Here is a 12,409-nt window from a genome sequence, read left to right as displayed (position 1 = left end):
GTCACTTCTTCGGCCGTTCCGCGCCGGTGGTGAGGCCCAGCGGCCGGGCCAGGCCCGAGACCGCCTCGTCCAGCCGCTGCAGATGGCGCAGCACCCGGTCGGTGACCCGGCCGTAGCGCGGGGTGCGCAGAGATCCCGGCTCCAGCATCGAGGCGATGCTGGGGCCGGTCTCGATCACCGCCGTGGCACGCGGGTCGGCGACATGCGCGGCGATCGCCTCGATGTTGTGCACGATCCGCGCGCCCGCCCCGCGCAGCCGGGGATCCGCGGCGATCGACGGGTGCGTCGGCAGCAGCTCGGCCGTGGCCGCGAGCGAGCGCCCGTGGTAGGCGCAGGTCTCCAGCAGCGCCACCACGTACCGGGCGGTGTCCCGGCGTGAGCGCAGCGGGGTGATCGGATGGGTCAACGGCTGGGTGGCCGCGCGCAGATCGGCCAGCGCCTGGTCCAGATCGCGCGCCTGCTCCACCAGATCGGCACCCGCCCCGCCGCTCAACTGGTCGACGGCGGCCCGGGTGACCTCGGCGAGCCGGTCCAGGACCGTGACGAGGAGTTCGTTGGTACGGCGGTTGGTGTGGATCGGCAGCACCACCGCCGCCGCGATCACCCCGCAGGCCGCGCCGAGCGCCGTCTCCTCCACCCGCAGCACCAGCACCGCCATGCTGTAGGTGTTCAGCAGCGTGTACAGCAGCCCCAGCATCGCCGTGACGAAGAACGACATCAGCGTGTACGACAGGGGCGCGGTGTAGAACATCGCGAAGATGAACACCAGCACCAGGCCGAACGCCGTCCAGGTGTGGTGCCCGACCAGACCGGCGAGCACGATACCGGCCACCACGCCGAGGACCGTGCCCACCAGCCGGCGGTAGCCCTTCACCAGGATCTCGCCGGTCGAGGCGGTGTTGATGAACACGATCCAGCAGGTCAGCACCGCCCAGTACCAGCGCTGACCGGACAGCAGTTCGCCGCCCGCGATGGCCAGCATGGAGCCGACGCCCACCTGGACCGCGGCCCGTGTCGTGGGCCGCTTCAGACCGCTCGGCCCCGGCTCCTCCGCCTCGGCCTCCTCGCCCGCCTCGATCGCGGCGTCCTCCGCGTCCAGCTCCTCGCGCGAGCGGGTCGTCGCCGGGGTGTCGTCGGACTCGTCCTGCGGCCCGTCCAGCGCGACCCGCAGACCCAGCGCGGCCCGGGCCGCCTCGCCGAGCCCACGGAAGACGTCCTGCACGGCCGGCGAGGCCTTGGGCAGGTTCTCCTCCTCGCGGTAGCCCAGCAGCCGGTTGCGCATCTGGGCGAGCGCGGTGCCCCGGGCCTCGCCGACCGGCCGCAGCATCAGCAGCCGCAGGGCCTGCAGATCCCGGCGCAGCGCCGCCGTGGCCTCGTCCCGCACCGGCAGCTCCCCGCCGGAGGGCAGCGCGGCGCCCGGCAGATGCAGGGTGAGGGTGTCGGTCCGTTCGGCGCTGCGCGCGGTGAGCAGCAGCAGTCCGAGCCGCTCGGAGGCGATCTCGGCGTCCGCGATCCGGCGCTGCAGCAGCCGGGCCACCGCCGCGTCGGAGGTGCCGTCCTCCAGCCGCCCCTGGATCAGCAGCGCCGTCTCGTGCAGCCGCGCGGTGGCGGTGCGCAGATCGTCCAGGACCTTGTCCACCTCGTCCGGCCCGGCGTCCAGCAACTCGGTCTGGACGGCGATCAGCTGCGCGAGCCGGGCGCGGAACGCCCGCCGCAGCCGGTCCAGGGTGCCCGACGGGGTCTGCGGCAGCAGCACGAAGCGCGCGGCGGCACCGCATGCGAAGGCCACGCAGATGACCCCGTACAGCGCGGGCAGCGCCGCGGTGGTCGCGCGCACGAACAGGGAGAGGAAGTAGATCTGAAAGCCGATCAGACCGAGCGCCGTACCCCGGTCGCCGAACCGGCGGCTGTAGACGGCACAGAAGATGAGGACGACGAAGAACAGGTCCCCGACAACCACCCGTTGGTTCAGCAGCGCGCCCAGCGACACCGACGCCAGTGCCACCGGCAGGCCGAGCGCGAGCGTCACCGCCTGCGCCGAGCGCTGCTTCTCCCGGATGGCGAAGGTCGACACCATCGCCGCCATGGCACCGGCGACCAGTTGCGGCACCGGCACCCGCAGGACGGCCAGGACGGCGAGGGCGAGCGCGATCGCGATGACCGTGCGCAGTCCGGCGGTGAGCCGCAGCAGCCCGGGATCGTACGCCGCGAGCCGGTCCCACATCCGTACCCGCCCCGACCGTCCCGCTGTGCTCACGCCGCCGCGCTCTCTCCCGTGCCAGAAATCGATCTCCGACCCAGCATCGCACGACCGCCCGCGGCTACCTGCCCTCGGCCAGGGTCGCCGCCACCAGGGCGTTGGCGTGGCCGTGCCCGAGACCGTGCTCGGACTTGAGCCAGCCGACCAGTTCCATGTGCTTGGTCAGCGGCGAGGAACGGATCAGCTCCTGCCACTCGGCGATCGGGCGGCCGTACTCCTTCTCGATCGAGGGAAAGTAGCTCGCCGGGCCCTTGACGGTGTTCTCGGCCATGGTCGGTGTGTCCCATCCGTGTGACGTTCGCTGATCACCGGGTAGGACCGCCGATCCGCGGCGAAGTGATCGGCGGCCCCGGTGATCCACGTCACATCAGGTGCTCCGGGCGCCCTAACTCTCCACCCGGGCCCGTACCTGTTCCGGTGTCAGATACGCGTCGGTGAACTCGAAGTCCTTCAGCCGGGCCGCCTTGCGGGCCTGGAAGCCGGTGCGGACGAAATCGTCGCCGGCGACCGCGTTCAGCAGCCAGTTGGTCATCACCCGGGCCTTGGCGACGTTGGTGCGCAGCGCCGACCAATGGTAGCCGCGGGCCACCGCCTGGGCCGGCAGCCCGCGCAGCTCGACGCCGAGCGGCTTGGACACCGCGTCCTTGCCGCCGAGGTCGACGACCAGACCCAGGTCGTGGTGCACGTACGGCGTCAGCGGCTGTCCCCGCAGGGTCGCGATGACGTTGTCGGCGACCTTCTTGCCCTGGCGCATGGCGTGCTGCGCGGTGGGCGGGCAGACCGCGCCCGGCTCGCCCTTGGCCTCGTCGGGCACGGCGGCCGCGTCCCCGAGCGCGAACACGCCGTCGTGCCCCGGGAGGCACATCTCGGCGGTCACCGCCAGCCGGCCGCGGACCGTCTCCGCGCCGAGCGTGGCGATCAGCGGGCTGGCGACCACGCCGGCCGTCCAGATCAGCGTGTGCGTCGGCACCACCCGGCCGTCGGTGAAGGTGACCTCCTCCGCGCCGGCCTTGTCGATCGACACGCCCAGCGACACCTCGATGCCGCGCCGCCCCAGGATCTCCTGCGCGCTGCGTCCGAGCTTCTCGCCCAGCTCGGGCATCAGCTTGGGCGCGATGTCGATCAGATGCCACTTGATCAGGCCGGGATCCAGACGCGGGTAGCGCTGTACGGCGGCGTGCGTCAGCCGTTGCAGACAGGCGGCGGTCTCGGTGCCGGCGTATCCGCCGCCGACCACCACGAACTGCAGCCGCGCGGCCCGCTCCGCCGGGTCGTCGCTGGCGTCCGCGAGGTCGAGCTGCGAGATGACGTGGTCGCGGATGTAGGCGGCCTCGGCCAGGGTCTTCATCCCGAAGGCGTGCTCGGTCAGCCCCGGGATGTCGAAGGTGCGGGTCACGCTGCCCGGTGCCAGCACGATGTAGTCGTAGGGCTCGTTGACGGTCTTGTCCGTGATGGTGCGGACGACGCACACCTTGGACCTCAGGTCCACACCGATCGCGCCGCCCGGGATGATCCGGGTGCGGTACTTCTTGCTGCGGCGCAGGCTCAGGGCGATCGACTGCGGCGTCAGCACACCGGAGGCGACCTGGGGCAGCAGGGGCAGATACAGCTGGTAGGAGTACGGCGTCACCAGGGTGACGTCGGCCTCGGCGGGAGCGAGTTTCCGCTCCAGGCGGCGCACGCACGCAACTCCGGCGAAGCCTGCGCCGACCACCAGGATCCTGGGTCGTGTCACGGTGTTCATCCCTTTCTCCGGCTCCGGGCGTTCCGACTGACGCTGTTCGCTTGCCCCGGATCGGCGCGCACCACCTTTGATCCCACCGTGCCCCGAGCCGTTCCGCCAGCCAGGTGCGGCAGGCAGCCGAACGTGTGGGCACCAGCATGCCCCCGCCCGGGTATGGAGTAACCGGCTGTCGCACAGATACACGTCGTACACACGCCGCGGTCACCACGGCAGGAACACGTGGATGTCCTTGCCCTCGTCGTCGACGACGACGCTGACCTGCGTGCACAGCGTGTGCACCAGGTGCCAGCCGATGCCGCCGCCGCCCGTGCGCGGGTGGAAGGGCCGCGGTTCCGGCTTGGTGGTGTTCGTGTCGTGCATCGTCACGTGCACGCCGTCGAAGGTGCGGCGCATCCGCAGACCGAACGGCCCCGGCGCGTACTGGATCACGTTCGCGGCCAGCTCCGTCACGACCAGCAGTATGTCGTCCCAGTACTCGGGCGCGGCGGGCGGCGCCTCGGTGGCGAGCGCGCAGAGGAAGTCCTCCGCGGCGAGCCGGGCCTCCGTGACGTTGCGCAGTTCACCGGCGAAGGAGAAGGTGCGCTCGTACCCGTCCTCCGAGGGCGGTGTGTCGTCCCCACGTGGCTGCGTCGCCATCTCGCAATCCCCAGTCCTTGGCGGTCGGGGGGCGTGACGGGGCCCTCCGGCCAGGACGGCTGTCGGTGCTGATCTCATTCTGTGCTGCGAGTTCCCGCAGCACGGCGGGATATCCGTCCGCCCCGGCTCGTGCCCCCTGCGGATGCGCCCACCCGGTGGAGGACGTCAGCGGAAGACGTCGTCCGGCTCGTCCCAGTCCGCCGGCTCCTGCGCGAGACGCGTCGCCCGGGACCGCGCCTGGTACATCGCGTCGATCTCGGCGGCGTAGTGCCGCACGATGACGTCCCGGCGCAGCTTCATCGACGGGGTGAGCAGTCCGTTGTCCGGGGCGAACGGCTCCGGGAGCACACGGTAGACCCGGATGGACTCCGCGCGGGAGACGGCGCTGTTGGCGGAGGCGACGGCCCGCGCGATCTCCTCCCGCAGCGCGTTCTCCTCACGGCTCTCCCGGCCCGGACTGTCGCCCTGGAGCGCCAGGGAGCCCCGCCAGTGCGCGAGGAAGTCCGGGTCCAGGGTGATCAGGGCGCCGACACAGGGCCGGTCGTCGCCGATCACGACCGCCTGGTGGACCAGCGGATGCATGCGCAGCCGCTGCTCCAGGGGGGCCGGGGCGACACTCTTGCCGCCGCTGGTGACGATGACGTCCTTCTTGCGCCCGGTGATCGTCAGATACCCCTCGGAGTCCAGCCGCCCGATGTCCCCGGTGGCCAGCCAGCCGCCGCGCAGCGCGGCCCGTGTCGCCGGCTCGTCGCCGACATAGCCCTGGAACACCGACGGGCCGCGCACCAGGATCTCCCCGTCGTCGGCCACCCGGACCTCGGTGCCCGGCAGCGGCCGGCCGACCGTACCGGACTTCTCCCGGCCGAGCGGCTGCATGGTGATCCCGCCGGAGGCCTCGGTGAGGCCGTACCCGTCGTGGATGTACACCCCGATGCCCTCGTAGAACAGGTTCAGTTCTCGGTTGAGCGAGGAACCGCCGGAGCTGCCGCGCACCACGCGTCCGCCGAGCGCCGCGCGCAGCCTGCGGTACACCGTCCGCTCGTACAGGGCGTGTTGCAGCCTCAGCTCGAACCCGGGCCCAGGCCCGGTGCCCAGCCGGTGGCGCTCCCGCGCCTGGGCGAAGTCCCGGGCGGTCTGCGCGGCCCGCTCGAACAGCGCACCCCGGCCCGCCTGTTCGGCCGCCTGCAGGAACTTCTTGTAGAGCTTCTCGAACACCGACGGCACGCCGTACAGATACGTCGGCCGGAACGTGGTCAGAGCCGAGGCCAGCGACGCCTCGGTCAGCTCCGGCTCGTGCGCCATCAGGGCGCCGCCGCGCACACACACCAGCATGATCATCATGCCGTACACATGGGAGAACGGCAGAAACGCCAGCACGGACGGCTGCTCGCCGGGCGGAGCCGCGGTGTGCCTCCAGCCGGCCAGGTACGTGTCGCAGGGATAGGCGAGGCCCCGGTGGCTGAGCGCGCAGCCCTGGGGACGGCCGGAGGTGCCGGAGGTGTAGACGACCGCCGCGGTGGCGTCCGGCAGCACGATCCGGCGCAGCGACTCCACCGTGGTGTACGGCACGATGGCGCCCCGCTCGACGAGTGCCGGCAGCGCGCCCGTGTCCAGCTGCCAGACGTGGCGCAGCCGCGGCAGCCCGGCGCACACCGTGCCGACGGTCATGACGCCCTGCTCGTCCTCCACGACCACGGCCACACAGCCGGCGTCCCGCAGGATCCACTCGACCTGGTCCCGTGAGGAGGCCGGATGGATCGGCACGACCTCGGCGCCCACGGCCCACAGCGCATGGCTGAACACCGTCCACTCGTAGCGGGTGCGGGACATCAGGGCCACCCGGTGGCCGGGGGAGATCCCGGCGGCGATCAGCCCCTTGGCCAGGTCGACCACCTCGTCGCGCAGCTCGACGGCCGTCACCTGCCGCCACACGGTGGCGGCGGAGTCCACACGATGGGCGAGCACCGGCAGGGTGGGACTGCGCTCCGCGGTGTCGAAGACGCTGTCGGCCAGGCCGCCGCTGAGCGGCGGGGCAACGGTGGGAGCGAGGGCGACGTCGCGCATGCGCTGCTCCTGGATGTACAGAGGGTCACACCGCCGATCGGCTCGGTGTCGGCGGTGCTCGAATGTAGCCCAGCGGACCGCGTTCGGTGCCGGGAACGGGGAAGTCGTGATCGACTGATGATGCGGGCGTGTCCCGGGGACTCGGCAGACATGAGTCATGTGAACCCCGAACCCGAGCGGACCGCCGGGCTGGAGCCCGGCGGCTCGGTTCCGCCCGGCGAGACCCCGCCCGCCGAGAGCAGCCTGCCCGGGGCCGGGCCCCGCGAGACGCACAACCCGCCCCGGGGCTGGGCCAAGGCTCCGCTGACGCTGATCCTCGTCATCGTCGCCCTGGTCGCGCTGTTCTTCCTGGTGTACGCCCTGGTGCTGATCGTCTGACCGCGGGCGATCAGCCCTGGGTACGCCGGACGCACTCGGCGACGACGTCCCGCAGGTCGCCGCCGTGCTCCAGCAGCCGACGCTGCTCGCGCGCCCCGTTGCCGCGCCGCAACAGCTCCGTGATGCCCCGCTCGGCGCGCTCGGCGTCGCCGACGGCGGTGAGCGCGTCCCCGGTGTGGGTGAGCAGCGACCGCAGCACCTGTGAGGCGGGCTCGGGCCGCATGGTCGCCGGGTCGAGCAGGTTCTCCTCCAGGCCGAACCGGGCGGCCTGCCAGTCGGCGAGCCGCAGCAGGCTCACGGTGTGGTCGGGCGCCGGCCGGCCCGCCTGCCAGTCCCGTGCGGCCGTCTCCACGAGCCCGCGGGTCAGCGTCGCGATCAGCACGGCGGTGTCCGCACCGAGGCACACGTCCGCCACCCGGACCTCCACCGTCGGATAGCGGGCGGACAGCCGCGCGTCGAAGTAGACCATCCTGCTGTCCAGCAGGGCACCGGTGGCCACCATGTCCGCCACTCGCCGGTGATACCGCTCGGCCGACTCGAACGGCTCGGTCGGCCCGGCCGACGGCCAGCGGTTCCACACCCGGCTGCGGTAGCTGGCGTAGCTCGTGTCCCGTCCCTGCCAGAACGGCGAGTTCGCACTGATCGCACGGAGCACCGGGAGCCATGCGCGGATCCGGTCCAGGACGGCGATGCCCTCCTCGTCGGACTCCACGCACACATGCACATGGCAGCCGCACACCAGCTGCTCCCAGGTCGGTATCCCGTAGTGCTCGGCGAGCCACTGGTAGCGCGCGTTCACGCTGAGGGAGGGGCTGACCGGCAGGGGAGAGGTGGCCAGCGCCGCGACCGCGCAGCCGAGCTCCCCGGCGTGCCGCGCCGCCTCCTTGCGGCAGCGCACGATCTCCTCGCCGAGGTCCGCCATCTTCGCCTGCGGATGCGTGGCGAACTCCAGCATCTGCCGGAACAGCTCCTTCTCGAAGACGTTCTGCCCCGGATCGTCATGGGCGACCCGGGCGAGGACGGCCGCCGCCAGCGCCTTCGGTTCGCCGCTGTCGGGGTCGACCAGAAGGAGCTCCTCCTCCACTCCCACGGTGCGCACCTGGTGCCACCCTTCCGTGTCCATGCCACGACGGGCAGTCGAGGCTCCGTACGACCCCCGACTGCCCCTGGGCGGGCCGCCGACACCTGGTTTTCAGTGCTCCGGCGCCAGCCAGACCGTCGCGAGCGGCGGCAGCGTGAGCTTCAGGAACCCGTCCTCGGGCTTCATCAGTTCCTCGTCGCCGACCCCGCTGCCGCCGTATCGGACGTCGTCGGTGTTCAGCTCCTCCTGCCAGGCGGGGATCTCGTCGGGGACCCACAGCCGGTAGTCGTGCCGGACGACCGGGGAGAAGTTCGACACCGCGAGCAGCGGGGAGCCGTCGGCGGAGAAGCGCAGGAACGCGAAGACGTTGTCGTCCGCCGCGTCGCACAGCACCCACCGGAACCCGCCCGGGTCGGAATCCCGCTGCCACAGCGCAGGCGTCGCCCGGTACACGGTGTTCAGGTCCCGCACCAGATCCCGCACGCCCCGGTGGTCCCCGGCCGAGTGGTAGTCGTCGCCGAGCAGCCACCACTCGGGGCCGTGCGCCTCGGACCATTCGGCTCCCTGGGCGAACTCCTGCCCCATGAACAACAGCTGTTTGCCCGGATGGGCCCACATGAAGCCCAGATAGGCGCGGTGGGTGGCCCGCCGCTGCCACCAGTCGCCCGGCATCTTCGACACCAGCGCCTGCTTGCCGTGCACCACCTCGTCGTGGGAGATCGGCAGGACGTAGTTCTCGCTGTAGGCGTACACCATCGAGAAGGTCATCTCGTTGTGGTGGTACTTGCGGTGCACCGGCTCCTTCTGGATGTACTGCAGCGAGTCGTGCATCCAGCCCATGTTCCACTTCAGTCCGAAGCCGAGCCCACCGCTGTCCGTCGGCCGGGTCACCCCGTCCCAGGCGGTGGACTCCTCGGCGATGGTCACCACGCCCGGGCAGCGCCGGTACACGGTGGCGTTCACCTCCTGCAGGAAGGCCACCGCGTCCAGGTCCTCCCGCCCGCCGAACACGTTCGGCTCCCACTGGCCGGAGTCCCGCGAGTAGTCGAGGTAGAGCATCGAGGCGACGGCGTCCACCCGCAGCCCGTCGATGTGGAACTCCTGACACCAGTACACCGCGTTGGCGACGAGGAAGTTTCGCACCTCGGTGCGGCCGAAGTCGAACTCGTACGTCCCCCAGTCCGGGTGCTCGGCGCGCGTCGCGTTCCCGGGCTCGTACAGCGGATCCCCGTCGAACCGGGCCAGCGCCCAGTCGTCCTTGGGGAAGTGCGCCGGCACCCAGTCCATGATCACACCGATGCCGGCCCGATGCAGCGCGTCCACCAGGTACCTGAAGTCGTCCGGGGAGCCGAGGCGGGGCGTCGGAGCATAGTAGGAGGTGACCTGGTAGCCCCAGGAGCCGCTGAACGGATGCCCGGCGACCGGCATCAGCTCGACATGCGTGAAGCCCATCTCCTTGACGTACGCGGGCAGTTCGCCAGCCAGTTGACGGTACGTCAGTCCTGGTCGCCATGACGGCAGATGGACCTCGTACACCGAGAACGGCGCCTGGTGCACGGGCCTGTCATCCCGGTGTGCCATCCACTCCGCGTCGCCCCACTCGTGCCGCGAGACCGCGACGACCGACGCGGTGTCCGGCGGCGTCTCCGTGCACCGCGCCATCGGGTCGGCCTTGAGGAAGCGATGGCCGTAGCGCGAGGTGATCTCGAACTTGTATCGGGCGCCCTCGCCGATCCCGGGCAGGAACAGCTCCCACACACCGGACGCGCCGAGCGAGCGCATCGGGTACTGCGTGCCGTCCCAGTACGTGAAGTCCCCGGCCACCCGCAGCCCCTGGGCGTTGGGCGCCCACACGGTGAAGCGGGTGCCGGTCACGCCCTGGTGCGTCATCGGCTCCGCACCGAGCGCCTGCCACAGCTGCTCGTGCCGGCCCTCCCGGATCAGATGCAGGTCCAGCTCGCCCAGGGCGGGCAGGAAGCGGTACGGGTCGTGCACTTCCTGCTCGGCGTCGTCGTAGGTCACCAGCAGGGTGTACGGCGGGATCTCCGGGTACGGCAGGACGGCCGCGAAGAGACCGTCGCCCTCCGAGCGAAGGGGGCTGCCCATTCCGTCGACCACCACGTGCACCGTGCGCGCGTTCGGGCGCAGTGCCCGGAACAGGGTGCCGCCCGGCACCGGGTGGGCGCCGAGCAGGGCATGCGGATCGTGGTGGGTGCCGCCGAGCAGCCGGCCGCGATCGGCCGCGTCGAGGGGCAGGGCCTGGGCCGGCGCGGGACCGGCGGCCTCGGGGAGCGAGGTGTCGCGCAGAGCCATGACGTCATCCTCCCCACACGGCGAGCCGCTTGATCGCCGCCATCGGTACCGGCAGCCAGTCGGGCCGGTGTCTTGCCTCGTACAGCACCTCGTAGACCGCCCTGTCCGTCTCGTGCGCGCGCAGCAGCGCGTGCTTCTTGCGTGGATCCCAGCCGGCACGGGCCGCGTAGCCCGCGCAGAACGCCTCCCGGCAGCGGCGCGCCCATTCGGGTCGCCAGGGGCGGCGCTGCCGGGCCGCGTAGTCGAAGGAGCGCAGCATCCCCGCCACGTCCCGCACCGGGGACTGCGGAACACACCGCTCGGCGAGCGGCCGGGACGGCTCCCCCTCGAAGTCGATGACGAACCAGTCGCGGCCGGCCTGCAGCACCTGCCCGAGGTGCAGATCGCCGTGGATGCGCTGGGCGGGCGGCCCGGAGTCGCAGGTGGCGAGCGCCCCGAACGCGGCGCGCAGCCCGGGCACGAAGGGCAGCAGCCCCGGAACGGCGTGCGCGGCCGCGTCCAGCCGAGCGCACATCGCCGCGGCCGTACGGCCGTTCTCGCCCGGCCCGGCCGGTGGGAACGCCTCGGCCAGCGCGAGGTGCACCTCGGCCATGGCCCGGCCCAGTTCCCGGGCCTCGGCGGTGAAGTCGCCGCCGGCGGCGAGCGCGCGCAGCGCCAGCGTCCAGCCGTCGGTCGCGTCGGGCAGGAACGGCTGCAGCACGCCCAGCGTGGCCGGCTGCGGCGCGGTCGTACCGAACCAGGCCACCGGTGCCGGCACCCGGGTGCACCCCTGTGCGGCCAGCGCGGCCGTCACCTCCAGGTCCGGGTTGACGCCCGGCTGGATCCGGCGGAAGACCTTCAGGATGTACGCGTCGCCGTACACGATCGAGGAGTTGGACTGCTCGGCGTCCAGCATGCGCGGCGGAAGACCGCCGGGCAGGTGGGCGGCCGGGTCGGCCTCGAACCGCAGCGGGCCGGCCGCGCCGGGCTGCCGCAGCCGCTCCAGCAGCAGGTTCGCCGAGCGCGGGTCGTGCAGCGCGTCGTAGACCGCGAGCCCGGCGAACGGGCCCTGCTCGGCCCGCCCGATGTACGCCCGCTCCAGTCGTGGGGCGAGGTGTTCGCGCAGCCCGAGCAGCAGCTGGTAGCAGTCACCGGGCGGGGGAGTGCCGCCCGGCGTGGGCACCGGCGCGTGCGAGGCGTGCACCAGCAGATGCAGACATCCCGGGAACAGCTCGGTCACGCAGAGCACTGTCAGATCGGTGACGGGCCGGTCCTTGCCCGCGAACCAGCGTTGCTGCGGCAGCCACTGGCGCAGCAGCCCGCCCAACGAGACCAGGGGCCCGTCGAGGCCGACGGCCGTTCTCGGTCGGACAGTGATGGTCTTCGGCATGGTGACGCGTCCTTTCCTCGGCGCCGTTCGTTCAGCGACGGCGGCCGATGCGGGATGCGACTCGGGTGAGCCGGAACCAGTAGAAGCCATGGCCTTGCAGGGTCAGCAGGTAGGGAAGTTCACCGATGGCGGGGAATCGCACCCCGCCGATCAGCTCGACCGGGTGCCGGCCGTCGTAGACCCGCAGGTCGAGCTCGGTGGGCTGGGCGAAGCGGGAGAAGTTGTGGACGCACAGCACCAGGTCGTCGCCGTACTCGCGCAGGAACGCCAGGACCGCCGGGTTGGAGGACTGCAGTTCGGTGAAGGAGCCGAGACCGAAGGCAGGGTTCTGCTTGCGGATCTCGATCATGCGGCGGGTCCAGTGCAGCAGCGACGAGGGCGAGGACATCGACGCCTCGACGTTGGTGACCTGGTAGCCGTAGACCGGGTCCATGATCGTCGGCAGGTACAGGCGTCCCGGATCGGACGTCGAGAAGCCGGCGTTGCGGTCGGGGGTCCACTGCATGGGGGTGCGTACGGCGTCGCGGTCGCCGAGCCAGATGTTGTCGCCCATGCCGATCTCGT

At 71.8% G+C, this 12,409-nt stretch carries 10 protein-coding genes; 1 reads left to right on the top strand and 9 read right to left on the bottom strand.

Going from position 1 to position 12,409, the window contains the following annotated elements:
* Position 1 precedes the first annotated feature (1 nt).
* The 5 genes from AB0M27_RS26815 to AB0M27_RS26795 form a co-directional block, all read right to left on the bottom strand.
* Entirely contained in the window at positions 2–2,224 is a 2,223-nt protein-coding gene (locus tag AB0M27_RS26815) for an FUSC family protein (protein ID WP_365724987.1), read from the bottom strand.
* Positions 2,225–2,321: 97 nt separating this feature from the next.
* Entirely contained in the window at positions 2,322–2,531 is a 210-nt protein-coding gene (locus AB0M27_RS26810) for a DUF4287 domain-containing protein (RefSeq protein ID WP_365724864.1), read from the bottom strand.
* 114 nt (positions 2,532–2,645) lie between these two features.
* A complete protein-coding gene (locus AB0M27_RS26805) occupies positions 2,646–4,004 on the bottom strand; it encodes an NAD(P)/FAD-dependent oxidoreductase (RefSeq protein WP_365724862.1) in 1,359 nt (452 codons plus the stop codon).
* A gap of 201 nt (positions 4,005–4,205) precedes the next feature.
* The gene (locus tag AB0M27_RS26800) at positions 4,206–4,640 is read right to left on the bottom strand and encodes an ATP-binding protein (RefSeq protein ID WP_365724859.1); all 435 of its coding nucleotides are present in this window, start codon (positions 4,638–4,640) and stop codon (positions 4,206–4,208) included.
* A 165-nt stretch (positions 4,641–4,805) separates the two neighbouring features.
* The gene (locus tag AB0M27_RS26795; RefSeq protein WP_365724858.1) at positions 4,806–6,704 is read right to left on the bottom strand and encodes an AMP-dependent synthetase/ligase; all 1,899 of its coding nucleotides are present in this window, start codon (positions 6,702–6,704) and stop codon (positions 4,806–4,808) included.
* Between the two features lie 150 nt (positions 6,705–6,854).
* Here AB0M27_RS26795 and AB0M27_RS26790 point away from each other — a divergent pair, with 150 nt between their 5' ends.
* Positions 6,855–7,082, top strand: coding sequence for a DUF6480 family protein (locus AB0M27_RS26790; protein WP_365724856.1), 228 nt, complete (start codon positions 6,855–6,857; stop codon positions 7,080–7,082).
* A gap of 10 nt (positions 7,083–7,092) precedes the next feature.
* On the opposite strand, the gene AB0M27_RS26785 is transcribed toward AB0M27_RS26790, so the two are convergent.
* The 4 genes from AB0M27_RS26785 to AB0M27_RS26770 all read right to left on the bottom strand — a co-directional run.
* Positions 7,093–8,181: a glutamate--cysteine ligase gene (locus tag AB0M27_RS26785; protein ID WP_365724985.1), complete on the bottom strand. Its 1,089-nt coding sequence runs from the start codon at positions 8,179–8,181 to the stop codon at positions 7,093–7,095.
* 93 nt (positions 8,182–8,274) lie between these two features.
* On the bottom strand, positions 8,275–10,476 hold the full coding sequence (gene glgB / locus AB0M27_RS26780; RefSeq protein WP_365724854.1) for a 1,4-alpha-glucan branching enzyme: 2,202 nt from the start codon (positions 10,474–10,476) through the stop codon (positions 8,275–8,277).
* Positions 10,477–10,480: 4 nt separating this feature from the next.
* The gene (locus AB0M27_RS26775; RefSeq protein ID WP_365724852.1) at positions 10,481–11,845 is read right to left on the bottom strand and encodes a maltokinase; all 1,365 of its coding nucleotides are present in this window, start codon (positions 11,843–11,845) and stop codon (positions 10,481–10,483) included.
* A gap of 31 nt (positions 11,846–11,876) precedes the next feature.
* Positions 11,877–12,409 (bottom strand): alpha-glucosidase C-terminal domain-containing protein (locus AB0M27_RS26770; RefSeq protein ID WP_365724850.1); only part of this gene is annotated, 533 nt, incomplete at its 5' end.

This window comes from Streptomyces sp. NPDC052107 (assembly GCF_040680215.1).
GTDB lineage: Bacteria > Actinomycetota > Actinomycetes > Streptomycetales > Streptomycetaceae > Streptomyces.
This window is presented reverse-complemented; position numbering and strand designations above follow the sequence as displayed.

What these genes read in the sequence shown, in the direction of transcription:
- AB0M27_RS26805 (WP_365724862.1), bottom strand. Translation starts at nt 4,004, where the DNA reads ATGAACACCGTGACACGACCCAGGATCCTGGTGGTCGGCGCAGGCTTC.
- AB0M27_RS26775 (WP_365724852.1), bottom strand. Translation starts at nt 11,845, where the DNA reads ATGCCGAAGACCATCACTGTCCGACCGAGAACGGCCGTCGGCCTCGAC.
- AB0M27_RS26790 (WP_365724856.1), top strand. Translation starts at nt 6,855, where the DNA reads ATGAGTCATGTGAACCCCGAACCCGAGCGGACCGCCGGGCTGGAGCCC.
- glgB (WP_365724854.1), bottom strand. Translation starts at nt 10,476, where the DNA reads ATGGCTCTGCGCGACACCTCGCTCCCCGAGGCCGCCGGTCCCGCGCCG.
- AB0M27_RS26800 (WP_365724859.1), bottom strand. Translation starts at nt 4,640, where the DNA reads ATGGCGACGCAGCCACGTGGGGACGACACACCGCCCTCGGAGGACGGG.
- AB0M27_RS26810 (WP_365724864.1), bottom strand. Translation starts at nt 2,531, where the DNA reads ATGGCCGAGAACACCGTCAAGGGCCCGGCGAGCTACTTTCCCTCGATC.
- AB0M27_RS26815 (WP_365724987.1), bottom strand. Translation starts at nt 2,224, where the DNA reads ATGTGGGACCGGCTCGCGGCGTACGATCCCGGGCTGCTGCGGCTCACC.
- AB0M27_RS26795 (WP_365724858.1), bottom strand. Translation starts at nt 6,704, where the DNA reads ATGCGCGACGTCGCCCTCGCTCCCACCGTTGCCCCGCCGCTCAGCGGC.